At 66.5% G+C, this 22821-nt stretch carries 20 protein-coding genes; 9 read left to right on the plus strand and 11 right to left on the minus strand.

Annotated elements, in window-relative coordinates; translation table 11 throughout:
* Positions 1-19 precede the first annotated feature (19 nt).
* The 4 genes from ACEN9Q_RS13170 to gcl all read right to left on the minus strand — a co-directional run bounded on the left by ACEN9Q_RS13170 (position 20) and on the right by gcl (position 5060).
* A complete protein-coding gene (locus tag ACEN9Q_RS13170) occupies positions 20-1285 on the minus strand; it encodes a glycerate kinase type-2 family protein (protein ID WP_495628754.1) in 1266 nt (421 codons plus the stop codon).
* A gap of 265 nt (positions 1286-1550) precedes the next feature.
* Positions 1551-2441 carry a 2-hydroxy-3-oxopropionate reductase gene (locus ACEN9Q_RS13175; RefSeq protein WP_495628755.1) on the minus strand — a complete coding sequence of 297 codons (891 nt, stop codon included), beginning with the start codon at positions 2439-2441 and terminating at the stop codon, positions 1551-1553.
* 33 nt (positions 2442-2474) lie between these two features.
* Positions 2475-3257 (minus strand): hydroxypyruvate isomerase, encoded by a 783-nt coding sequence (hyi, locus tag ACEN9Q_RS13180; protein WP_495628756.1) that lies wholly within the window; start codon positions 3255-3257, stop codon positions 2475-2477.
* Between the two features lie 33 nt (positions 3258-3290).
* The gene (gene gcl / locus ACEN9Q_RS13185) at positions 3291-5060 is read right to left on the minus strand and encodes a glyoxylate carboligase (RefSeq protein ID WP_495628757.1); all 1770 of its coding nucleotides are present in this window, start codon (positions 5058-5060) and stop codon (positions 3291-3293) included.
* 123 nt (positions 5061-5183) lie between these two features.
* Between gcl and ACEN9Q_RS13190 the strand changes: the two genes are divergently transcribed.
* Positions 5184-6104, plus strand: coding sequence for a LysR family transcriptional regulator (locus ACEN9Q_RS13190; protein WP_495628758.1), 921 nt, complete (start codon positions 5184-5186; stop codon positions 6102-6104).
* A 6-nt stretch (positions 6105-6110) separates the two neighbouring features.
* Here ACEN9Q_RS13190 and ACEN9Q_RS13195 read toward each other — a convergent pair whose 3' ends face one another.
* The 4 genes from ACEN9Q_RS13195 to ACEN9Q_RS13210 form a co-directional block, all read right to left on the minus strand.
* Positions 6111-8156 carry a GGDEF domain-containing protein gene (locus ACEN9Q_RS13195; RefSeq protein WP_495628759.1) on the minus strand — a complete coding sequence of 682 codons (2046 nt, stop codon included), beginning with the start codon at positions 8154-8156 and terminating at the stop codon, positions 6111-6113.
* Positions 8157-8249: 93 nt separating this feature from the next.
* Positions 8250-9017, minus strand: coding sequence for a type I methionyl aminopeptidase (gene map, locus ACEN9Q_RS13200; protein ID WP_495628760.1), 768 nt, complete (start codon positions 9015-9017; stop codon positions 8250-8252).
* Positions 9014-9223 (minus strand): ParD-like family protein, encoded by a 210-nt coding sequence (locus ACEN9Q_RS13205; protein WP_105376928.1) that lies wholly within the window; start codon positions 9221-9223, stop codon positions 9014-9016. The genes map and ACEN9Q_RS13205 overlap by 4 nt, the downstream gene beginning before the upstream one ends.
* A 197-nt stretch (positions 9224-9420) precedes the next feature.
* Positions 9421-10074, minus strand: a complete 654-nt coding sequence (locus ACEN9Q_RS13210) for a TetR/AcrR family transcriptional regulator (protein WP_495628761.1) — start codon at positions 10072-10074, stop codon at positions 9421-9423.
* Between the two features lie 124 nt (positions 10075-10198).
* Here ACEN9Q_RS13210 and ACEN9Q_RS13215 point away from each other — a divergent pair, with 124 nt between their 5' ends.
* Positions 10199-11092 carry an NAD(P)/FAD-dependent oxidoreductase gene (locus ACEN9Q_RS13215; protein ID WP_495628762.1) on the plus strand — a complete coding sequence of 298 codons (894 nt, stop codon included), beginning with the start codon at positions 10199-10201 and terminating at the stop codon, positions 11090-11092.
* 585 nt (positions 11093-11677) lie between these two features.
* Positions 11678-13411, plus strand: coding sequence for a serine hydrolase domain-containing protein (locus tag ACEN9Q_RS13220; RefSeq protein ID WP_495628763.1), 1734 nt, complete (start codon positions 11678-11680; stop codon positions 13409-13411).
* 168 nt (positions 13412-13579) lie between these two features.
* On the opposite strand, the gene ACEN9Q_RS13225 is transcribed toward ACEN9Q_RS13220, so the two are convergent.
* Positions 13580-14509 carry a LysR family transcriptional regulator gene (locus ACEN9Q_RS13225; protein ID WP_056440041.1) on the minus strand — a complete coding sequence of 310 codons (930 nt, stop codon included), beginning with the start codon at positions 14507-14509 and terminating at the stop codon, positions 13580-13582.
* A 106-nt stretch (positions 14510-14615) separates the two neighbouring features.
* On the opposite strand from ACEN9Q_RS13225, the gene ACEN9Q_RS13230 reads away from it, so the two are divergent.
* Together ACEN9Q_RS13230 and ACEN9Q_RS13235 are read left to right on the plus strand one after the other, a co-directional pair.
* Positions 14616-15053, plus strand: coding sequence for an HAD family hydrolase (locus ACEN9Q_RS13230; RefSeq protein WP_495628764.1), 438 nt, complete (start codon positions 14616-14618; stop codon positions 15051-15053).
* 121 nt (positions 15054-15174) lie between these two features.
* Entirely contained in the window at positions 15175-16482 is a 1308-nt protein-coding gene (locus ACEN9Q_RS13235) for an NAD(P)/FAD-dependent oxidoreductase (RefSeq protein ID WP_495628765.1), read from the plus strand.
* Positions 16483-16705: 223 nt separating this feature from the next.
* Here ACEN9Q_RS13235 and ACEN9Q_RS13240 read toward each other — a convergent pair whose 3' ends face one another.
* Entirely contained in the window at positions 16706-17446 is a 741-nt protein-coding gene (locus ACEN9Q_RS13240; RefSeq protein ID WP_495628766.1) for an SDR family NAD(P)-dependent oxidoreductase, read from the minus strand.
* Between the two features lie 111 nt (positions 17447-17557).
* Here ACEN9Q_RS13240 and ACEN9Q_RS13245 point away from each other — a divergent pair, with 111 nt between their 5' ends.
* From ACEN9Q_RS13245 to gudD, 4 genes are all read left to right on the plus strand, one after another.
* Positions 17558-18439, plus strand: a complete 882-nt coding sequence (locus ACEN9Q_RS13245; RefSeq protein WP_495628767.1) for a LysR substrate-binding domain-containing protein — start codon at positions 17558-17560, stop codon at positions 18437-18439.
* 153 nt (positions 18440-18592) lie between these two features.
* On the plus strand, positions 18593-18715 hold the full coding sequence (locus tag ACEN9Q_RS13250; protein WP_495628768.1) for a hypothetical protein: 123 nt from the start codon (positions 18593-18595) through the stop codon (positions 18713-18715).
* A gap of 101 nt (positions 18716-18816) precedes the next feature.
* Positions 18817-20115 (plus strand): MFS transporter, encoded by a 1299-nt coding sequence (locus ACEN9Q_RS13255; RefSeq protein WP_495628947.1) that lies wholly within the window; start codon positions 18817-18819, stop codon positions 20113-20115.
* A gap of 34 nt (positions 20116-20149) precedes the next feature.
* Entirely contained in the window at positions 20150-21490 is a 1341-nt protein-coding gene (gene gudD, locus ACEN9Q_RS13260) for a glucarate dehydratase (RefSeq protein ID WP_495628769.1), read from the plus strand.
* 23 nt (positions 21491-21513) lie between these two features.
* On the opposite strand, the gene ACEN9Q_RS13265 is transcribed toward gudD, so the two are convergent.
* Positions 21514-22821, minus strand: a complete 1308-nt coding sequence (locus ACEN9Q_RS13265; RefSeq protein WP_495628770.1) for a glycoside hydrolase family 28 protein — start codon at positions 22819-22821, stop codon at positions 21514-21516.

A 22821-nucleotide genomic window follows, 5' to 3' on the forward strand; every position in this document is an offset into this window, starting at 1 on the left:
ACCTATTGAAACATCACATCTAGGCCACGTAGATCGCGCGGAAATCGTTCACGTTGGTCAGCGTGGGACCCGTGATGAGGGAATCGCCCAGCGCACGGAAGAACGTGTGCGCATCGTTGTTCTCGAGGCTCGCGCGCGGCGGCATGCCGCGCTCCCAGCCGCGTGCCAGCGTGTCCGGCGTGACGAACGCGCCGGCGATTTCCTCGGCGCCGTCGACGCCGTCGGTGTCCCCCGCCAGCGCGTGGATGCCGGCAGCGCCGTCCAGCGCGACGGCGAGCGCCAGCAGGAATTCGACGTTGCGCCCGCCGCGGCCGTCGCCGCGGATGGTGACGGTCGTCTCGCCGCCGGACAGCAGCACGCACGGTCCCGCCACCGGCTGGCCGTGGCGTTTGGCCTGCAGGGCGATGCCGGCCATGACCTTGGCCACGTCGCGCGCTTCGCCTTCGATGCTGTCGCCGAGGATCAGCGGCGTGACGCCGGCCTGGCGGGCGACTTGCGCCGCCGCTTCCAGCGCCATCTGCGGCGAGGCGACGATGTGCGTTTCGACGTGTTCCAGGCGGCGCGCACCCGGCTTGACCGTCTCGCCTGCGCCGGATTCCAGCAGGCGGCGCGCGCCCTCGGGCAAGTCGATGCCATAGCGGCGCACGACTTCCAGCGCGTCCGCGCAGGTGGTCGGATCGGCCACGGTGGGGCCGGATGCGATGTCCATCGGGTTGTCGCCCGGGACGTCGGAAATCAGGAGGTTGACCACGCGCGCCGGGTGGCAGGCCGCGGCCAGCCGGCCGCCCTTGATCGCGGACAGGTGGCGGCGCACGCAGTTCATTTCGGTGATGCTGGCGCCGGACGCGAGCAGCGCGCGGTTGATCGCCTGCTTGTCTTCCAGCGTGACGCCCTCGCCCGGCAGCGGCAGCAACGACGAGCCGCCGCCGGAGATCAGGCAGATCACGAGGTCGTCCGCCGACAGGCCGCGCACCGTGCGCAGCATGCGCTGGGCGGCTTCGCGGCCGGCGGCGTCGGGCACCGGGTGGGCGGCTTCGACGATCTCGATGCGCTCGCACGGCACGGCATAGCCGTAGCGCGTGACGACGAGGCCCGACAGCGGCCCGGGCCAGCTCCGCTCCAGCGCCTGGGCCATCGCGGCCGACGCCTTGCCGGCGCCGATCACGACCGTGCGGCCCCTGGGCGGCGCCGGCAGGTTGCGCGGAATGCACAGCGAAGGCTGGGCCGCATCCACGGCGGCGGTGAACATGCTGGCGAGCAGTTCGCGCGGATTCATCGTAGTCATCAAAGTCTCCTGTTCGGTTCCCGATACCGCCTCGAAACGGACGGCTTGTCGTAGGGTGGGCACCACGTGCCCACGCGTTCATGCGGCTCCGGTATGGAGGGGCATCGCGGCCAATCACACGCCGGTTGAACGCGTGGGCGGAGGGCCGCCCACCCTACACATCTCGAACGCTTTCGCGTCACGTTGGCGTTCGCGTGGACGCGGCGCCCACCCCACGGTAGGGTGGGCTCCCCGAGCCCACGCGCACGTTGGCGTTGTGTTGGCGTTACTGCTTCTGGCCGATCTCGAAGTTCGCCATCATCTCGAGCGCGCGCACCATGGCCGAGTGGTCCCAGCTGCCGCCGTCGTGCGCGGCGCAGGTGTTGAACAGTTCCTGCGCGGTGGCGGTGTTCGGCAGCGGCACGCCGAGCTGGCGGCCGGTGGTCAGCGCCAGGTTCAGGTCCTTGCGGTGCAGGTCGATGCGGAAGCCCGGCGCGAACGTGCGCTTGACCATCCGTTCGCCGTGCACTTCGAGGATGCGCGAATTGGCGAAACCGCCCATCAGCGCTTCGCGCACGCGGGCCGGATCGGCGCCGGCCTTGGCGGCCAGCAGCAGCGCCTCGCCCACCGCTTCGATGGTCAGCGCGACGATGATCTGGTTGGCGACCTTGGTGATCTGGCCGTCGCCGTTGCCGCCGACGAGCGTGATGTTCTTGCCCATCTTGTCGAACAGCGGCTTCACTTTCGCGAAGGCCGCCTCGCTGCCGCCGACCATGATGGTCAGGCTCGCGGCCTTGGCGCCCACTTCGCCGCCCGACACCGGCGCATCCAGGTATTCGCAGCCCAGCGCATTGACGCGTTTGGCGAAGTCCTTGGTGGCGACCGGGGAGATCGAGCTCATGTCGACGACGATCTTGCCGGCCTTCAGGCTTGAGGCGACGCCGTCCTTGCCGAACAGGACCTCGTCCACCTGCGGCGTGTCCGGGACCATGATGAAGATGATGTCCGACTGCGATGCCACTTCGGCGCCGTTCAGGCACACGCGGGCGCCCGCTTCGACGAGGGCCGACGGGGTCGGGCCGACGGTGTTCGTGAACAGCGTGTGGCCGTCGTTGATGAGGTGACCCGCCATCGGGGCACCCATGATGCCCAGGCCGATGAATCCGATGTTTGCCATGATGATTCTCCTTCAGTTTTTTGGTGACAGGGCTTACTGCGCGGCCAGCCTGGCGATCCAGTCCAGGCCCGCGCGGGTGTCGGCGGCCGGCTTGTATTCGCAGCCGATCCAGCCGTCGTAGCCGATGCGGTCCAGGTGCTTGAACAGCCACGGGTAGTTGATCTCGCCCGTACCCGGCTCGTTGCGGCCCGGGTTGTCGGCGACCTGGATGTGCGCGATTTTGGCCAGGTGGCGTTCGACCGTCTTCGCCAGTTCGCCTTCCGTGCGCTGGGCGTGGTAGACGTCGTACTGGACGAACAGGTTGTCCGCGCCGACCGACTCGATCAGGTCCAGCGCCTGCTGCGTCGTGTTCAGGTAGAAGCCCGGGATGTCGTACGTGTTGATCGGCTCGATCAGCAGGCGGATGCCGGCCTGCTTCAGTTGCGTCGCCGCGTAGCGCAGGTTCTCGATGACGGTGCGGCGCAAGGTGCCCGCATCGACGCCCGCCGGGGCGATGCCGACCAGGCAGTTCACCTGGCGGCAGTTGAGCGCCCTGGCGTACTCGATGGCGCGGGCCACGCCCTCGCGGAACTCGGCCTCGCGGCCGGGCAGCACGGCGATGCCGCGCTCACCCTTGTCCCAGTCGCCGGCCGGCAGGTTGTGCAGGACCTGCGTCAGGCCGAACTGCTGCAGGCGTTCCGCCAGCGCTTCCTTCTCGAAGCCGTACGGGAACAGATACTCGACGCCCTTGAATCCCGCGTCGTGCGCGGCCTCGAAGCGGTCGAGGAACGGCAGTTCGTTGAACAGCATCGTCAGGTTGGCTGCAAATCTTGGCATGTTTGTCTCCTACTCTTTCAGTGCCGGCCGCGTTCAGGCGCGGATGGCGGTCGGTGCGTCGCCCGGCTGTTCGGCCAGCGCCTCGAACTCGTTGACGGCGTCGATCTCCGTGCCCATCGAGATGTTGGTCACGCGCTCCAGGATGATCTCGACGATCACCGGCACGCGGTGCCGGGCCATCAGGGCCTTCGCTTCGGAGAACGCCGGCTGGATGTCGTCGACGTTGCGCACCCGGATCGCCTTGCAGCCGAGGCCTTCGGCGACCGCCACGTGGTCGACGCCGTAGGCACCGAGGTCCGGCGCGTTGATGTTCTCGAACGCCAGCTGGACGCAGTAGTCCATGTCGAAGCCGCGCTGCGACTGGCGGATCAGGCCGAGGTAGGCGTTGTTCACGACGACGTGCAGGTAAGGCAGCTTGAATTGCGCGCCGACGGCCAGTTCCTCGATCATGAACTGGAAGTCGTAGTCGCCCGAGATCGCGACGACGTCCGTCTTGGCGCCCGAGGCGACGACGCCCAGCGCGGCGGGCACGGTCCAGCCCAGGGGGCCGGCCTGGCCGCAGTTGATCCAGTTGCGCGGCTTGTACACGTGCAGGAACTGCGCGGCGGCGATCTGCGACAGGCCGATCGTGCTGACGTACGTCGTGTCCTTGCCGAACGCGCGGTTCATTTCTTCGTACACGCGCTGCGGCTTGATCGGCGAGTTCTCGAAGTGCGTCTTGCGCAGCATGGTACGCTTGCGTTCCTGGCATTGCGCGGCCCAGGCGCTGCGGTCCGGCAGGCCGCCGATCGATTTCATGCCGCGGGCGACGTCGATCATCAGGTCCAGCGCGGCGCCGGCGTCGGAGACGATGCCGTAGTCCGGACCGAACACGCGGCCGATCTGCGTGGGTTCGATGTCGATGTGGACGAACTTGCGGCCCTTCTTGTACACGTCGACGGAGCCGGTGTGGCGATTCGCCCAGCGGTTGCCGATGCCGATGACGAAGTCGGATTCCAGCATCGTCGCGTTGCCGTAGCGGTGCGACGTCTGCAGGCCGACCATGCCGGCCATCAGCGGGTGGTCGTCGGGAATCGCGCCCCAGCCCATCAGGGTCGGGATCACGGGCACGCCGACGATCTCGGCGAATTCCTGCAGGCGCGCCGCGGCATCCGCGTTGTACACGCCGCCGCCGCAGACGATCAGCGGACGCTCGGCCGCGTTCAGCATGGCCAGGGCCTTCTCGGCCTGGGCGCGGGTCGCCGCGGGCTTGTAGACCGGCAGCGGCTCGTAGGTCTCGATGTCGAATTCGATCTCGGCCACCTGCACGTCGAACGGCAGGTCGATCAGCACCGGGCCGGGGCGGCCGGAACGCATGATGTGGAAGGCTTGCTGGAACACGCGCGGGACGAGGTCCGGCTCGCGCACGGTGACGGCCCACTTGGTGACCGGCTTGGCGATCGACTCGATGTCGACGGCCTGGAAGTCTTCCTTGTACAGGCGGGCACGCGGTGCCTGGCCCGTGATGCATAGGATAGGTATCGAATCGGCCAGGGCGGAGTACAGGCCCGTGATCATGTCGGTGCCGGCCGGACCCGAGGTGCCGATGCAGACGCCGATGTTGCCGGCCTTGGCGCGGGTGTAGCCCTCGGCCATGTGCGAGGCGCCTTCCACGTGGCGGGCGAGCACGTGCTCGAAGCCGCCGTTTTTCTTCATTGCCGAGTAAAACGGGTTGATCGCGGCGCCGGGCACGCCGAACACCGTGCTCACACCTTCCTTGCGCAGCACTTCCGCTGCGGCGTCGATCGCTCTCATTCGGGCCATGTTCTCCTCCGTTTCATTGGTTGGTTTTGACTGACGACCCAGCATATCGATTACCCAGCACAAGATGAATTGCTGCTATTATCGGCACTGTCGATACTTTAAGTATTGAATGAGAAAGACAGCATGGATCGCTACACCGAAATACGGAGTTTTGTCCTCATCACGGAAAAAGGGAGTTTCGCCGGCGCCGCCCTCGCGGAGGGCGTGACGCCCGTCGTCATGGGCCGGCGCCTGGACGCCCTCGAACAGCGCCTCGGCGTGCGCCTCATGCACCGCTCGACGCGCGGCCTCACGCTCACGGCGCTGGGCGAACAGTTCATCGAACCGTGCCGCCAGCTGCTGCGCGATTTCGACATCACGGAAAACAGCATCAGCGCGGGCCGCAGCACGGTGCGCGGCCACCTCGTCGTGTCGGCCCCGGCGGCGTTCGGGCGCAAGCATGTGGCGCCGCAGGCACCGGCCTTCCGCGCCATCCACACGGAACTCAAGATGTCGTTCAACTTCACGGACAGCGTCGTCGACCTCGTGCGGGAAGGCTACGACATGGCGATCCGCATCGGCGAAGTCACGGACCCGAACTACGTCGCGATCCCGCTGTTCCCGAACCGGCGCGTGGTCTGCGGCACGCCCGACTACTTCGAGCGCAACGGCGTGCCGCGCACGCCGGAAGACCTCGCGCAGCACAACTGCCTGGCCTTCAACCTGCAGGGCGGCCAGCAGCGCGGGTGGACGTTCCGGCGCGACGGCAAGCTGTTCGCCGTGCGCGTGGACGGGGACCTCGCCTGCAACGACGGCGAGCTGCTGTTCGACTGGGTCAAGCAGGGACTGGGCATCGGCTGGCGCTCCACGTGGGAGATCCAGGCCGAGCTGAAACGGGGCGAACTGGTGACGGTGCTGGACGAGTACGCGGTCGGCAATTACCCGATCCAGGCCGTGTTCCCGCAGCAGCGCTACCTGCCGGCGAAGATCCGGCATTTCATCGATCACCTCAAGGCGGTGTACAACACGCCCGGGTATTGGGAACGGCAGCTCGGCGCGGGATGACGATGGTCAGGCGGCCGCCCGGGCCGGCACGACGGCCGGGCCCCTGACGGTCAGCAGCGCGAGGTGGCCGTCGGTCGCCGAGCGCTTCAGGTCCGCGTCGGCCGCGGCGATCACGTGCGGCGCCAGCACGCCGGCGTCGAGGATGCCGACGGCCTGGTTGCGGCCGCCCGTCTTGGCCGCGTACAGGCACAGGTCGGCCAGGTGCACCAGCTGCTCCCAGTCGGGATCGTGGGCGTCCGGATGCAGGGCTTTCGGGCAGAAGCCGATCGAGATCGTCGCCGTGAGTTCGCGGTCGTCGAGCGCGATCGGCGTGCCGCCCACGGCCGCCAGAACGCGGGCGCAGACCTGGCGCGCCTCCTCCGTGCCGATGCCGGGCAGGTAGGCCAGGAATTCCTCGCCGCCCCAGCGGATCAGCACATCCTGTTCGCGCAAGGTGGCGGCCAGCCGCGCCGCGACGTTCTTCAGCACGACGTCGCCCGCGCCATGGCCCAGCGTGTCGTTGATCGACTTGAAGCGGTCGATGTCCATCAGCAGGAACACGCCGCCCGTGCGGCCCTCGCCGCCGGCGCGCCGGTCCGTTGCGGCGCCGGCCTGGCGGTGATGGCGCGGCACGACCTGCTCGTAAAAATAGTGGCGGTTGAAGAGCCCCGTCAGCGAATCGCGCGTGCTCTGCATGAACAGCTGCTCGTTCTTCTGCTTCAGCGCCTTGTTGGCCTTGGCCACGCGCCCGTACAGGAAGGCGATCAGGACGACGGCGACGCACGTCGTGGCGCTGAGGGCCACCCACAGGCTGCGCTGGCGCCGCGCGCCCTTCAATTCCGCGGCTTTCAATACGCTCTCGTGGTGGAGCGCGGCGAGCTCCGACTGCTTCTTCTGGTTGTCGCGCGCGCGCTGCAGCGCCTCGTACGACAGCTCCTTTTCCTTGCGCCACGCGGCGAGGGACACGGAACCGGCTTTCTCGTAGATCGTCAGGGCCGCCTCGCCGAAGCCGACCTGGCCCAGCGCATGGCCGTAATTGAGCAGCATGCGGACGTACTGGTCGTCGTTCTTCAGGGCCTCGAGCGCCTTGTCCGCCATGGCCCTGCCTTCGGCGATGTTGCGGAAATAGATCTGCGTGAGCCCGAGTTCGAACGTGGCGAGGCGGATGCCGTAGTCGTCGCCGACCGCGCGCGAGATGCGCAGCGCCTTCGTGGCCGCCCGCTCCGCTTCGCCGTAGCGCCGGCCCTGCATGTAGAGTTCGGAGAGGTTCGCCAGCGGCACCGCGAGCCGCTCCTGCGCATCGAGCTTCTCGAGCAGGTCGACCGCGGCCCGCAGCGCGCTTTCCGCCCGCTTCGGATTGCCCGCGCGCGCGGCCGTCGCGTACTCGGCCAGGCGCGCGTGCGCGAGCTGGCCGGGAATGCCGCGCGCGCGCGCGGCGGCGATCATCTCGTCGGTGCGCGCCAGCGCCTCGGTGAATTTGCCGACGCCGGCCAGCAGGCGCGCCTGTTCGCGCAACGCCATCTGCAACGCGTCCGGATCGTTGCCGGCGCGGGCGACGTCCACCGCGCGGGTCACGAGTTCGATGCCGCCGGGCGTGTCGCCATCCTCTTCAGCCAGCATGCCCTGCGTGACGAGCGCCTCGGTTTTCAGATAGGGATCGGCCGTGTCGTCCGCGAGGCGCGCGGCGCCCTGCACCAGGCGGCGGGCCGCTTCCTGGTCGTGCACGTACTTGGACAGCGCATACGCATGGTGCAGCATCGCCTGGGCCAGCAGGTCGTCGTCATGCAGTTCGCGGCCGAGGCGTTCCGCGCCGAGGGCGGCGTCGACGGCCCGGTTCATGTCCTTGAGCCACCAATAGGCGCCGCTCGTCACGACCAGCACCTGGCCCAGTTCGCGGCCCGTGTGGCCCTGCCTCAGGACGTCGAGCCGGCGCAGCGCCGCCCGCGGCGTGACGTAGGCCTCTTCCCGGATGGCGGTCAGTTCGCGGGTGAAGTCCGCATGCGGATCGCCGGGCTGGGCCACGGCCGCCTGGCAGACGAGCAGCAGGCCCAAAAATAACCGGCGTACAACCATGCTTCCTCCAAACGTAGCCCCAAATAGTAACACCGGGAAACGTCAGATTCTACAAATCAAGTTGTAACGTATTAATTGACCCACGGAAACGTATTAGTTCGGCATCTTTTCGCCGGCCCGCAAGGTCAGCACGCGCACGCCGCTGCCCGTGACGGCCACCGTGTGCTCGAACTGCGCCGACAACGCCCCGTCGCACGTCACCACTGTCCAGCCGTCGTCCTCGGTGCGCACGGCGTTCCGGCCCGCGTTGAGCATCGGCTCGATGGTGAATACCATCCCTTCGCGCAGCACGAGGCCCGTGCGCGGACGGCCCCAGTGCAGCACCTGCGGCGGTTCGTGCATCTCGCGCCCGATCCCGTGGCCGCAGTATTCGCGCACGACGGCATATCCGTGGCGTCGCGCATGCCGCTCGATCGCATGCCCCACGTCGCCCAGCCGCGCGCCGGGACGGACCGCGCGGATGCCCTTCCACATCGCCTCGTACGTCACCTGCACGAGCCGCCGTGCCTCCGCCGCCACGTCGCCCACGAGATAGGTCTTGCTGGAGTCGGCGATGTAGCCGTCTTTTTCGAGCGTGATGTCGAAATTGACGATGTCGCCGCTGCGCAGGACCTCCGTCGCCGACGGCACGCCGTGGCACACGACGTCGTTGCGCGACGTGTTCATGGCGTAGGCGAAGCCGTACTGCCCCTTGCTGGCGGGGCGCGCGTCCAGCGTGTGCACGATGAAGTCGTCGACCAGGTCGTTCACCTGCATGGTCGTCATGCCGATCAGGTCCAGGCGGTCGAGGTGGCCGAACACCTCCGCCAGCAGCTTGCCCGCCGCCGCCATCAGCGCGATTTCTTCCGGCCGCTTCGTCATGACGCCACCTTGAGGGCTTGCGGGACGACGCCCGCCGCCCGCAGTTCGCGCGCCATGATCTCGTTGAAGCTCTGGGTCGGATGCAGTTCGCACAGCATGCCGATGCGGACCCAGAACGCGGCCTGCGCGTTGATGGATCGGCACGATACGGTGCTCGCCTTGCGAATCTGGTCGTGCAGCTCGTCTTCGATGTTAACGATGCCCATCATATACTCCATATATAGAACGTATACGAATTATATATCAGCTAACTCATCAGGCAAAATTTATCGCGAACTTGCTGCCGCAACCTCTCATCAGGGAATGAACGCGTCGAGCAAATCTGCGCCGTTCCTGGCAACGAAGCGACGCCAGAAATGCTCGGCAAGCTTCCACAGGATCTCGATCCGATCGAATAAAGCGATCACATCGTCGCGTGTCGTCGGTCGTTGCCACCGTGCGCGCGGATGAACATGGCGACGGCCGACCGGCAATAGGATTCGATTTCGTTGTTGTCCTCTGCTCTCGCTTCATCGAAACGTGCGATAGCCAGGAGATCGGATCCTTTGAAAAGCGCGGCAAACAATCGGGCGGACCCGAGAGGATCGGGCACGTTCAGAACGGCCTTCGCGTGCAACTGACGCAACAGGGTCTCGATTTGCGCAATGACATGCGCGGGCCCGGCTTCGTAATGGAGCCTGCTTAACGACTTTTGATTCGTCTTGTCGGCCATGATCATGGCTTCGACACCGCTGACGTCCGGGCTCAATAGCGTGCGAAGCAGGGATGATCCCACCGCCATGAGTTGCTCTTCGGCCGAACCATCGACGCCTTCAAAAAGGGCCTGTGGCGCAAACTGATGGCAGCGGGCCGCGATGGCCGCGCTGAACAGCGCCTCTTTATTCTCAAAGTGCCGATAGATGCTTAGCTTGGATATCTTCGCCCGCTGGGCGACCTTGTCCATTGTCGTGGCTTGAAAACCCAATTCCACAAAGAGTTCGCATGCGGCATCGACTATCGTTTGGCCCAGCGCGTCATTGGAGGGCCGGCCGCGCCGGCCCTGGTTGTTTTCGGTCACGATAATTCCAGTACTTGACAGTATTCAAATTCAGGTATTACGATACCACGCAGTATTTGAAATGTGCAAGCCAATGCACCAGGCCCAGCCCCATCCATCCATCCACGACACGGAGTTCATTACCATGAATGACGTCATCATCATCGGCGGCAGCTTTGCCGGCCTCGCCGCCGCGCTGCAGCTCGGCCGTGCCCGCCGCAAGGTCACCGTTCTCGATACCGGCCTGCCGCGCAATCGCTTCGCCGGCCACTCGCATGGCCTGCTCGGCCACGATCACAAGCCACCGCTGGACATCCTGGCCCAGGCGCGGCAGCAGTTGGCGCGTTATCCCACGATCAGCCTGGTCAGCGCCCGGGCCGACAGTGTCTCCGGCGCCATCGACGATTTCTCCGTCCTCACCGGCGATGGCGAAAGCCTTCGGGCGCGCCGCCTGATCCTGAGCTATGGCGTCGCCGACCAGATGCCTGATGTTCCCGGCTTTGCCGAATGCTGGGGCACGTCCATCGTCCCCTGCCCCTATTGCGACGGCTTTGAAGTCGCCGGCCAGCATTGGGGCCTCGTCTGGTCCGGCCCGCAGTCGCACCAGTCGGTCAAGCTGTTCCACGATTGGACTGACAAGTTGACTGTCTTCGCCGATGGTCATGACATTCCGCCCGATATCCAGGCCGATCTGGCGCACCGCAACATCCCTGTGGTCGATGGCCGGATCGTCGAGATCGCCCATCACAAGGGCCATATCACAACCGTCGATCTCGATACAGGCCGCAAAATCGCGGTCGACATCCTGTTCGCCCATCCGCGCAACAAGCCGTCCGCAAGGCTGCATGAATCACTGGGCCTCGCCACGATGGATACGCCCGTCGGCATCGCCCTCAAAGTCGACGAGCGCCGCCAAACCAGCATGCCGGGCATCTACGCCGCCGGCGACCTCGCCACGCCCTTCTTGCCGTCGGTCACCCAGGCATCATCGCAGGGCGCGATGGCCGGTATCTTCGCCCAGCAATCGATGCTGGTTTGAGAGGACAGATGCCGTCCCGGGGAGCGACCGATCAGGCCTTTCCGGATGCGGCGACCGCACAGGTTCGCGAAGCCGTCGCCGGTCGAAAGGATGGGCGGGTGTTCCGATCGAGAATGTGGCCGAGCCTCATATGCTGATCAAAGAGTCGAGGAAGAGAAGGATGTCGAAAGAACCAGTGAACACCTTCGCCGGAAAATGGGCTCTGATCACCGTACGCCTAACAAAACCCTCTAGTTGCTCAGTAGACAACAGCCGGCTGCACTGATCTGTGCAGACCGTCCGCTACCGGTGCAAGAAGCGGACCCACGTGCTGCATCACTGCGCTCCCCAATTGGCAAACATGCATTAATTCGGTCTCAAATGGCTTCACTAGACCATGGAAAAAGTGGTCGCCGGAGCATGGCCCGGATTAACTGATGAAGGTCCCGAACGTGGCGCCGTCCGCCCCCCTGATGCGGCACCCGGGGTGCCACTTGAAGGAACTCATAGCTACCATTGCATGGAAAGATAATTTCCTTATAAATTACATATTTCTTCAATAACTCTGCCATACTGCTACCATCGAGCTACCGAAAGGACATCACGATGAAGCATATCGCCCTGCTTGCGGCCATGTTGGCCGTACTGGCGCCGTCAGCCATGGCTGGTGCAGCGCCTGCGACGAGCGCCCAACCGGGTGAAGCGCCGGAGCGAGCGGTTGACTCGCTGTTCGCCGCCTGGAATCGGCCAGGCATGCCGGGCGCGGTGGTCGAGGTGATCCGTGAGGGCAAGGTCGTGCTGAGCAAGGGCTACGGGTACGCCGATCTGGAGCACAACGTACCGATGACGCCAGCCGCGAGCTTCACCATCGGTTCGAACTCCAAACAGTTCACCGCGTTGTCGATCTACCTGCTGGCGCAAGACGGCAAGCTGGCGCTGGACGATGACGTCCGGAAGTACTTGCCGGAAGTGCCGGATTTCGGGAAGACCATCACGATCCGCCAATTGCTGCACCATACCAGCGGCCTGCGCGACTACTTCGACCTGATGTTCTTGAAGGGAGCGCGCATCGACGAGGTCGTTACGCAGGAAGACGTGTTCGCTCTAGTGAAACGTCAGCGCGCGCTGAACTTTTCGCCCGGCCAGCAATTTTTATACTCCAACACGGGCTATCTGCTGCTGGGGCAGATCGTCGAGCGTGTGTCTGGAATGCCGCTGGCCGAGTTCGCACGAATGCGCATCTTCGAACCACTCGGGATGAAGCACACGCAATTCCTGAATGGCTACGGCACGCTCGTGCCGCAGCGTGTTCTTTCCTATCTGCCGTCCGGGGCCGGCGGCTACGACTACGTGGCCGTCTGCGAGGCGGCCGATGGCGCAGGCGGGGTCGTCACGACAGCCGGCGATCTGGCACGATGGGACAGGAATTTTTATGACGGCCGGGTCGGCGGCATGGACCTGCTCGCGCAAATGCAAGTGCCCGGCATACTCGGCAACGGCCATCCCAACAACTACGCGTCCGGTCTGCTGATCGATTCCTACCGGGGCCGGCGCATCGTCGAGCATGGCGGCGACATCAGCGGCTTTCACACCCAGCTGACACGCTTTCCCGACCAGCATTTCTCCGTCGTGGTGCTGGCCAACTCGCCCGACCTCGACAAAGACGAGCTGGTGCGCAAAGTCGCCGACATCTACCTGGACCACGAAGTGCCTGCAGCGCCTGCCGCACCGATGTCGCCAGACAAAATGTTCAGGGAAGTCGCATTCGACCCGGCAGGGCTGGATGCGCTGGTCGGCTATTACGCGCTGTCGCCGCAAGCAGGCGTCCAAGGCGTCCATTTCACAAAAGAAGATGGCCACTTGTGGGCACAAGGAACGGGCCAGCCCCGGATTCCTGTATTCGCTTATGGTCAACGCAGTTTCTTTGCGAAGGCGATCAATGCCCAGTTCACCTTCGATGCACCGGGCAAGGATGGCATCGTCGCAGGCGGTGTCCTCCACCAGGGCGGACATGATATTCCCGCGCCGCGGATGGCGCGTCAAACTCCGCCGGCGGAAACGCTGGCCAGGTTCGAGGGCGAGTTTTACAGCGATGAGCTGCACGTGCTGTACACGGTCGCGTTAGGAAAGGACGGCTTGACTCTGACTTACCCGCGCGGCACGGCTCCCCTCGACGCCAAGGGCAAGGACGAATTCGGCGCCAGTTTCCGCTTCGGGGGCGTCAACCTCGACTATCAATGCAGCCCAACGTCCGGCTGCACGGGGTTCTCACTCAGCACCGGGAGGGCATGGAACCTGCAATTCACCCGCGTCGACCTGGCGCCGGCGAAGCCTCGTTGATTCCACCTTCGCAGGATGACGGGAACCGGGGCGAAGATGCGGTTGAGTGACAACCTGGTGTCGCCGCGCGCTGCCGAAAGACCGCGACGGCCGATCGCCCTTCGCGATACGGCGTGGAGTCGCGCGAAAGGCTCGGCCGATGGCGTTCGGTCGTCGAGCGCACGTTGGTCATCTCCAGGCGATGCTCTCCAGCTCGTCCGAAATGACCTGCTGCCCATGCTCCACCATGAACTCGTGGAACGACGCGGCCACGGTCGGAATCGCGCGTGCCGCCTTGTGCATCACGTGCCACTCGCCCTGCACGACGACGCCCGGCACCGGCAGCACGCTCAATAGCTGGTTGCGCACTTCCAGCGTGCAGGCGTGCACCGACAGGAAAGCGACGCCCAGGCCCGCCGCCGTCATCTGCTTGATCGCCTCGTTGCTGGACAACTCCGACCCGATCGCGAGCGCCACGCCCTCTTCCTCGTAACGGCGTTCGATCGCCGCGCGCGTGCCCGATCCGCGCTCGCGCACGAGGAGGTTGTGGGCGGCGATGTCGGCCAGGGTCACCGCCTCCATGGCCAGCAGCGGATGGCCGGGCGCGACGAAGAAGGCCATCGGGTGGCGCGCGAAGCGGCTGGCGCTGGTCGGGAATTCGCGCGGTGGCGTACCCATGATGGCCAGGTCGATCTCGTCGCGACTGAGCATGCCGATCACCTCCGGCCGCGAGCCCACCTGCAGCTTGATGCGCACGTGCGGTCGTCCGGTCGTGAAGCGCACGAGCATCGGCGGCAGCAGGTGCTCCGCCGTCATCACGGCGCCGATGCGCAGCGTGCCGGACGTCACGCCCTTCAGCGCCGCGATCTCGTCGCCCGCCTCTTCCCACAGGCCGAGGATGCGCTCCGCGTAACTCACCAGCAGCTCGCCCGCCGCCGTCATCTGGATGTTGCGGCCCTGGCGGCGCGTGAGCGGCACGCCGGCCGCCTCCTCCAGCAGCTTGAGGTGCAGCGACACCGCGGGCTGCGTCACGTGCATCGCCTCGGCGGCACGCGAGACGCTCTGGTGGCGCGCCACCAGCATCACGGCCTGCAGCTGTTTGAAGCTGGCTGGATACATAAGTGATCCCTTATCGGATTTTAAAAATTATTTATTTTTATTTTATCCGTCCCAGCCGTATAGTAAAGATAATTCAAGCGACAACGGCCCACAAAAGGAGATCATCATGACGGCACAAGCGTTCATCTTCGACTTATCCGCATTCCCGAGCACACGCGCGGCCGAGACCGCGGCGAATGTGCCGGCTGCGGACGCCGTGCGCCTGCTGGACCAGGCGATCGAGAACGGCCTGCCGTGCGCCCTGATCTCCGAACTGCCGCACGAACAGGCCGGCGAACAGCTGCGCCGCCGTTTCGGCGACACCGCCCACCACATCTTTTCCGTCGTGCTGACCGGCGCCGACTTCGGCGCGCGCGGCCACAAGGCGCCGTACTCCGTCGTACTGGGCCAGCTGGGCGTGCCGCCCGACGAAGCGCTGGCCGTGACGACCTCGCCGCGCGCCATCGCCGCGGCCCGCACCGCGCACATCGGCGTACAGACACCGAAAGCGGTCGTCATGCGCAAGGACGTGCGCAAGGTAAGCATGCCCACCACGACACACTGAGCAGTCTTCCCGGCATCCGCGGGCGCTGCTCCCGGCGGATGCGCGAACGCAGCGAAGCCGGGAGTCCCGCTCGGCCGGGTCGCCCTCGCCCACATCGATTCGAAAAAGAAGGGAGCACACCATGCAATCCATCGTCATCGTCGGCGGCGGCGTCGCCGGCCTCGAACTCGCCACCCGGCTCGGACGCCGCCTGGGCAGCAGCCACAAGGATCGCGTGATCCTCATCGACAGCGCGCCCACGCACTTCTGGAAACCCCTGCTGCACGCCGTCGCCGCCGGCACCATCGATCCGGCCGACCACATGATCGACTATGCGCGCCAGGCCATCGACAACCACTTCACGTTCGTGTGCGGCGAAGTCGTCGACGTCGACCGCGCCCGCCGCACGCTCACGGTGCGCAGCCGCACGTACGACATGAGCGACGCGCCGGACGCGCACACCGTCATTGCCTACGACCGCGTGGTGCTGGCCTACGGCTCCGTGACGAATTTCTTCGGCATCCCCGGCGCGCAGGAACACTGCCTGGCGCTCGACAGCGTGAAGGGCGCCGAAGCCTTCCGCCAGCGCTTCCTCGGCCTGTGCGCCCAGGCGGGACGCCGCCGCAATGCCCGCACGGACGCCGGCGCGCCGCTGCTCGACATCGTCATCGTGGGCGCCGGCCCGACCGGCATCGAACTGGCGGCCGACCTGCGCCACACGGTCGACACGCTCGCCCATTACGGCCTCGCCGGGCTGGAATCGCCGCACCAGGTACACATCCGCATCGTCGAACGCGGCCCGCAGGTGCTGCCGTCGCTGGATGCGGAAGCGTCCGGACTGGCCGTGCGCAAGCTGGGCGCGATGGGCATCGAGATCTGCACCGGCACGGCGATCGCCGAGGTGCGCGCGGACGAAGTCGAAACGACGGACGGCCGCGTGTTCCCCGCCGCGATCACCGTGTGGGCGGCCGGCGTGAAAGGCCCGCAATTCAGCACGGGCCTCAACGTGGCGCTGAACCGCAACGACCAGGTCGTGGTCGACGCCCGGCTGCGCAGCGTGACCGACCCGGACATCCACGCGATGGGCGATTGCTGCACGCTGCTCAATCCGGACAAGACGGCGATGGCGCCGCCCAGCGCCCAGGCGGCGCGCCAGCAGGCCGTCTATCTCGCGAAGCTGCTGGCGCACAAGACGCCGGACACGCTGCCGGGCTTCCAGTACCGCGACTACGGCACGCTCGTGTCGCTGGGGCGGGCGGGCGCGGTCGGCATCCTGCGCCGCGCGATCGGCAACCGCCACCTGCACGTCAAGGGGCCGTTCGCGCTGGCGATGTACGGCCTCACGTACCAGCGCCACGTGATGGGCCACCTCGGGCCGGTGCGGATGTGCGGCAACCTGCTGGCGCGCTGGTTCCGGTCGAAGATGTTGATGCCGGTGCGCTGGCACTGAGGGCGTATTCCGGCGAGCCGACGCGGACGGTGACGTGACCCGGACGGCGACGCGACCGGACGGCGACGCGACGCGAACGTCCGCGTGGGCAAGGGTTGCCCACCCTACGGCGGCGTGCGCGACGGTAGGGTGGGCGGCCTCCGCCCACCAGGCGTATGCGTCCTTCGAACGCAATCGTGGGCACGGGGTGCCCACCCTACGGGGCAGGCGACGGCGTGTGGTGCTACAAGCGCGCCAGCCGCGCGCCGTCGACCCGCAGCGAGGTGCCGTCGACGAAGCGGGCTTCGTCCGCGAGCAGGAAGGCGATGGCCGCGGCCAGGTCTTCCGCGGCGCCGACGTCGGCCTTGTCGATCACTTCCACGCCGGCCTTCACGTTCGGGTTATCCCACAGCATGGGCGTGTCGACGGCGCCGGGCAGCACGGCGTTCACGCGGATGCCCTTGGCCTTGCCCTCCAGCGCCGCCGACCGCGTGAGCGACAGCAGCGCCGCCTTCGCGGCCGCATACGGGGCGACGAGCGGCTCGGTCTCGACCGCATGCACGCTCGACACGTTGACGATGGCCCCGCCCCGGCGCATGCGCAGGAAGGCCTGCTTGGTGAAGAAGAAGGCGCCGAGCAGGTCGACGTCGAGGATGGCGCGCCAGTCCTGTTCCGTCTGCTGCTCGATGGGCTTGAACGACATCGTGCCCGCATTGTTGACGGCCAGGTCCCAGCCGCCGAAGCGCTTGATCGTGGCGTCCACCGTGGCGATCACCTGGTCTTCGCGCGCCACGTCGCAGGCGATGGTCGCGATGCGCTCGGCGTCCGCTTCCCGCGCCAGTCCGGCGGCGGCGGCGTCGACGGTGTCCTGGTGGTGGCCGGCCAGCATCACGCTGGCGCCCTCGCCCAGCAGGCGGCGCGCCGTGGCCAGGCCGATGCCGCCGGCGGCGCCGGTGACGATGGCGATGCGCTGGTCGAATCTCATGGGGTCTCCTTCGCATTAGGCTCGAGCCCAACGATAGCACGGTGCCCGCGGCCCCGGCGCATGGGTCATAATCGCGCTCGTCGCCCCCCGATCGTCACAGGAAAAACCATCATGTTCGAGATCAGCCAGCTCCGCTGCTTCGTGGCCGTCGCCGAGGAATTGCATTTCAGCCGCGCGGCGGAGCGCCTGAACATGACGCAGCCGCCGCTGAGCCGGCAGATCCGCCTGCTCGAACACCACGTCGGCGCCCGCCTGCTGGAACGCAACAGCCGCACCGTCAGGCTGACCGCGGCCGGCAAGGCGTTCTTTCCGGAGGCGGCGCGCATCCTGCGCATCGCCGAGGAAGCCACGTTCACCGCGCGCCGCGCCGCCAAGGGCGAGCAAGGGACGCTGGCCATCGGCTTCACGTCGGCCTCGGGCTACAGCCTGCTGCCGGAAGTCGTGCGGCGGCTGCGCGAGCGCGCGCCGGGCGTCTCGCTCAACCTCAAGGAACTCGTCAGCACCGCGCAGGTGGAGGCGCTCAACTCGGGCGAACTGGACCTGGGGCTGATGCGGCCCCACACGATCAACGGCGAGCTCGAAAGCCGGCCGCTGCTGACCGAACCGCTGATGCTCGCGGTCCATGCGGACGATGCCGACCGCTGGCCCCTGGCGCCCACGCTCGCCGACCTGCACGGCCGGCCGTTCGTGATGTACTCCCCGTACGAAGCGCGCCCGTTCTACCAGATGCTGAGCGAACGCTTCGCCCGCGCCGGCGTCGTGCCCGACGTCGTCGAGCACATCGGGCAGGTGCACACGATGCTGGCGCTGGTCCGGGCCGGCGTCGGCGCCGCCCTCATCGCGGCCGGCGCCGCCAACCTGAAATTCGACGGGATCGTCATGCGCGAGATGGCGACGGAGCCCGTCGAGATGATCTGCACGTTCCGGCGCGACAACGAGAATCCCGTCCTGCGGCTGTTCCTGCGCGACGTCCTGCCGACCTTCCATCGCTGATTGATTCAATTCCTGAATGTTACGCATCACAGTTTGGCTTGTTCGTGAATCGATCAAGACATATGATCATTTGCAGAACATAAGCCACCCGGACCATCGATCCGGGTAGCATCAGGAGACACTCTCACTGCGGTCGGCCGGCCAGGTAACAGCATGTCTCTCTTCTTTAACGCAACAATGGAAGAGATTATGAACAAAACAGCAGCCCTCCTCGCCGCGCTCGCCGCCGGCGCCGGCAACACCGGCTACAACCTCGGCATCCGCCACAGGTTCTGACCTCCATGACCAACGATAACCGACAACCGGAGACTACCGTGGAACAATCCCGATCCGTCCAAGCCGCGGCAGCGGCCAAGGTCCAGACCAGGACGCGCTGGATGATCCTCGCGATGCTGTTCGCGATCACGACCATCAACTACGCCGACCGCGCGACGATCTCGATCGCCGCGCCCGGCATCAAGAAGGAACTCGGCCTGGACGCGGTCCAGATGGGCTTCGTGTTTTCCGCGTTCGCCTGGTCCTACGTCATCGCCCAGCTGCCCGGCGGCTGGCTGCTGGACCGCTTCGGCTCCAAGATCACCTACTTCTGCAGCATCTTCCTGTGGTCCGTCTTCACCATGCTGACCGGGACGGTGGGATTCGTGGCGGGCGGCGCCGCGGTCGCCACGCTATTCACGCTGCGCCTGCTCGTCGGGGCGGCGGAAGCGCCTTCGTTCCCGGGCAACAGCCGCATCGCGTCCGCGTGGTTCCCCACGCACGAACGGGGCCTGGCCGCCGCCGTGTTCAATTCGGCGCAATACTTCGCCACCGTGCTGTTCGCGCCGATCATGGGCTGGCTGGTGCACAGCTACGGCTGGCACAGCGTGTTCTACGTGATGGGCGGCCTGGGCATCGTGATGGCCTTCGTCTGGCTCAAGACCATCTACGGTCCCAAGGACCACCCGTCGGTCAGCAGCAGCGAACTGAAATACATCCAGGACGGCGGCGCGCTCGTCGACCTGGACAGCGGCAGCCGCACGGCCCAGCCGAGCCAGGTGGACACGTTCGCCTGCATCAAGGAATTGCTGGGCAACCGCATGCTGCTGGGCGTGTACATCGGCCAGTACTGCATCACGACGCTGACCTATTTCTTCCTGACCTGGTTCCCCGTCTACCTCGTGCAGGAACGCCACATGACGATCCTGAAGGCCGGCTTCGTCGCGTCGCTGCCCGCCATCGCCGGCTTCCTCGGCGGCATCACCGGCGGCTGGATCTCGGACCGCCTGAGCCGCGCCGGCTATTCGCTGTCGGTGTCGCGCAAGGTGCCGATCGTGCTGGGCATGCTGATGTCGATGACCATGATCGCGTGTAACTACATCGAGGCGGATACGCTCGTCGTCGCCGCCATGTCGCTCGCGTTCTTCGGCAAGGGCGTCGGCGCGCTGGGCTGGGCCGTCGTGTCGGACACGTCGCCGAAGGAAGCGGGCGGCCTGTCCGGCGCCCTGTTCAATACCTTCGGCAACACGGCCGGCATCACGACGCCCATCGTCATCGGCTACATCGTCCAGAACACCGGCTCGTTCGCCGGCGCCCTGCTCTTCGTCGGCGCCAACGCGGCGCTGGCCATCGTGTGCTACCTGTTCATCGTCGGCGACATCAAGCGCGTCAAGCTCGTGAAGTCGCTCGTGAACCAGTAGACTCTTCCATTCATCCCACCCAACGTCTTTCACCATGAACACTATCGGCACCAAAGCCCCCGTCGTCACCGAACTGCGCGTCGTCCCCGTCGCCGGCCAGGACAGCATGCTGCTCAACCTCTCCGGCGCGCACGGTCCCTGGTTCACCCGCAACATCGTCATCCTCAAGGACAGCGCCGGCAACACGGGCCTGGGCGAGGTGCCGGGCGGCGAGAAGATCCGCCAGACCATCGAGGATGCGCGGCCCCTCGTCGTCGGCAAGACGCTGGGTGAGTACAACAACGTCCTGAACGCGATGCGCGGCGCCTTCGCCGACCGCGATGCCGACGGGCGCGGCCAGCAGACGTTCGACCTGCGCACGACCATCCACGCCGTCACGGCCGTGGAATCCGCGCTGCTCGACCTGCTGGGCCAGTTCATGAACGTGCCCGTCGCGGCGCTGCTGGGCGAAGGCATGCAGCGTAGTGCCGTCGAGATGCTGGGCTACCTGTTCTACGTGGGCGACCGCAGAAAGACGCCGCTGGCCTACCGCAGCGAGCCGGACGCCGCCGACGCCTGGCTCCGCCTGCGCAACGAGGAGGCACTGACGCCGGAAGCCGTCGTGCGCCTGTGCGAGGCCGCGCGCGAGCGCTACGGCTTCAACGACTTCAAGCTGAAAGGCGGCGTGCTGTCCGCCGACGAAGAGATGGAAGCGATCGTCGCGATGCACGAGCGCTTCCCGGACGCGCGCATCACGCTGGACCCGAACGGCGCCTGGTCGCTGCAGGAAGCGATCCGCGTGTGCCGCGACAAGCACGGCATCCTCGCGTATGCGGAAGACCCGTGCGGCGCCGAGAACGGTTTCTCGGGCCGCGAAGTGATGGCCGAATTCCGCCGCGCCACCGGCCTGCCGACGGCCACCAACATGATCGCCACCGACTGGCGCCAGATGGCCCATTCGATCCAGCTGCAGTCCGTCGACATCCCGCTCGCCGACCCGCACTTCTGGACGATGCAGGGTTCCGTGCGGGTGGCGCAGCTGTGCCAGATGTTCGGCCTGACGTGGGGTTCGCACTCGAACAACCACTTCGACATCTCGCTCGCCATGTTCACCCACGTGGGCGCGGCGGCGCCGGGCAAGGTCACCGCGATCGACACCCACTGGATCTGGCAGGACGGCCAGCGCGTCACGAAAGAGCCGCTGAAGATCGAAGGCGGGCTCGTGCACGTCCCGGCGAAACCGGGCCTCGGCATCGAGCTCGATGAAGCCGAACTGGAAAAAGCGCACCAGGCCTACAGGAACATGGGGCTGGGCGCGCGCGACGACGCCGTCGCGATGCAGTTCCTGGTGCCGAACTGGAAGTTCGACAACAAGCGTCCCTGCCTGGTGCGCTGATCCCCGGCAGGCAGACGAACGGCTCAGCCCTGCGCGTCCGCCGCGTAGGGCTTGCCGTTGACGACGACGCTCTCCAGCACCGGGGCGGCCGCGCCCTTGACCCGCAGCCGCGTGTCGGTTAGTTGCACATCGACGTTCCTCAGCACGATGGCCGCGATGTCGGTCTGGCCCGGATTCGGCGCGATGGTGCCGAAGGCGCCGAAACGGCCGCGGATGCCTTCCAGCGTGACGCCGCGCACGGTGGAATGCGGCGGCGCCTCGCCTTTCAGGTCGAAGTACTGGCTCCACGGCCGGACCGACACGATCTCGCCCTTGTCCGAATCGAGCACCAGGTCGCGGAAGTGGATGTCTTCGTAGCGCTGCGGCGTGTCCGGCCGCAGCTTCAGGTGGGCGACACTGCCCACGTCCTGCACGCGGCAATGTTCGACGACGACGTCGCGCACGACCGTCGCCTCGCTCCCCAGCGTGAACATCGCGTGGCCGCGCCGGAACACGCAGTTGCGCACGCGGATGCGCTCCACCGGCGGGCTGTCCTTGTCCTCCAGCGCGCGCGGGCCCTTCGAGCCCTTGGCCGCGATGCAGTCGTCCGTCACGGAAAAATGGCAGCCGTCGACGAGGACGTCCTGACAGCTGTCGATGTCGATGCCGTCCGTGCTGGGGGCCTGCACGTAATCGTCCGGCACCTGGAAGTTCGTATTGCGCACCACCACGTCGCGGCAGCTGTACAGGTGCAGGTTCCAGAACTGCGAATCCTTGAACGTGATCCCGTCTATCGTCACGCCGCGCGACGCCTCGATCACGGCCAGCCGGGCACGCGGCAGGTCGAGGTTGCGGAAGCTCCCCTTGTCCCTGGCCGCCTTGCGCAACGCCCAGAACCGGTCCCAGATCGGCCGGCCGGCGCCGTCCAGCGTGCCTTCGCCCGTGATCTGCAGGCCGTCGCAGCCCGCGGCATTGATCAGGCCCGGATTGAAGCGCTCTTCGAAGTGGCCTTCGATGCGCGTGCGCTGGACGGGGAAATGCCGCATGTCCGTCGAACACCGGAGGACGGCGCCCCGGTCGAGGTGCAGATGGACGTCCGGCTTGAGAAACAACGCGCCGCTGACGAACACGCCGGCCGGCACGACGACCGTGCCGCCGCCCTGCGCCGCCAGTCGGTCGACGGCGGCCTGGATGGCGCGCGTATTGACCGTGGCGCCATCGGCCACGGCGCCGGCGTCAAGAATGGACAGGCGTTTGCTTGCGGGCGCCGCGGCACGGGCCGCAAGGTGCCAGGCAGGGAGGGACAACAACGACAGGACGACGCGGCGGCGGGACGAAAAAGGCACAGGCAT

Source organism: Massilia sp. Masssp93 (assembly GCF_059491295.1).

Bases quoted from the DNA above. Each gene is read 5' to 3' on its own strand.
- ACEN9Q_RS13220 (WP_495628763.1), top strand. From the start codon at position 11,678: ATGAAGCATATCGCCCTGCTTGCGGCCATGTTGGCCGTACTGGCGCCG.
- ACEN9Q_RS13215 (WP_495628762.1), top strand. From the start codon at position 10,199: ATGAATGACGTCATCATCATCGGCGGCAGCTTTGCCGGCCTCGCCGCC.
- ACEN9Q_RS13170 (WP_495628754.1), bottom strand. From the start codon at position 1,285: ATGACTACGATGAATCCGCGCGAACTGCTCGCCAGCATGTTCACCGCC.
- ACEN9Q_RS13230 (WP_495628764.1), top strand. From the start codon at position 14,616: ATGACGGCACAAGCGTTCATCTTCGACTTATCCGCATTCCCGAGCACA.
- ACEN9Q_RS13240 (WP_495628766.1), bottom strand. From the start codon at position 17,446: ATGAGATTCGACCAGCGCATCGCCATCGTCACCGGCGCCGCCGGCGGC.
- ACEN9Q_RS13255 (WP_495628947.1), top strand. From the start codon at position 18,817: ATGATCCTCGCGATGCTGTTCGCGATCACGACCATCAACTACGCCGAC.
- ACEN9Q_RS13225 (WP_056440041.1), bottom strand. From the start codon at position 14,509: ATGTATCCAGCCAGCTTCAAACAGCTGCAGGCCGTGATGCTGGTGGCG.
- ACEN9Q_RS13190 (WP_495628758.1), top strand. From the start codon at position 5,184: ATGGATCGCTACACCGAAATACGGAGTTTTGTCCTCATCACGGAAAAA.
- hyi (WP_495628756.1), bottom strand. From the start codon at position 3,257: ATGCCAAGATTTGCAGCCAACCTGACGATGCTGTTCAACGAACTGCCG.
- ACEN9Q_RS13175 (WP_495628755.1), bottom strand. From the start codon at position 2,441: ATGGCAAACATCGGATTCATCGGCCTGGGCATCATGGGTGCCCCGATG.
- ACEN9Q_RS13245 (WP_495628767.1), top strand. From the start codon at position 17,558: ATGTTCGAGATCAGCCAGCTCCGCTGCTTCGTGGCCGTCGCCGAGGAA.
- ACEN9Q_RS13250 (WP_495628768.1), top strand. From the start codon at position 18,593: ATGTCTCTCTTCTTTAACGCAACAATGGAAGAGATTATGAACAAAACA.
- gudD (WP_495628769.1), top strand. From the start codon at position 20,150: ATGAACACTATCGGCACCAAAGCCCCCGTCGTCACCGAACTGCGCGTC.
- gcl (WP_495628757.1), bottom strand. From the start codon at position 5,060: ATGGCCCGAATGAGAGCGATCGACGCCGCAGCGGAAGTGCTGCGCAAG.
- ACEN9Q_RS13205 (WP_105376928.1), bottom strand. From the start codon at position 9,223: ATGGGCATCGTTAACATCGAAGACGAGCTGCACGACCAGATTCGCAAG.
- ACEN9Q_RS13195 (WP_495628759.1), bottom strand. From the start codon at position 8,156: ATGGTTGTACGCCGGTTATTTTTGGGCCTGCTGCTCGTCTGCCAGGCG.
- ACEN9Q_RS13235 (WP_495628765.1), top strand. From the start codon at position 15,175: ATGCAATCCATCGTCATCGTCGGCGGCGGCGTCGCCGGCCTCGAACTC.
- ACEN9Q_RS13265 (WP_495628770.1), bottom strand. From the start codon at position 22,821: ATGCCTGTGCCTTTTTCGTCCCGCCGCCGCGTCGTCCTGTCGTTGTTG.
- map (WP_495628760.1), bottom strand. From the start codon at position 9,017: ATGACGAAGCGGCCGGAAGAAATCGCGCTGATGGCGGCGGCGGGCAAG.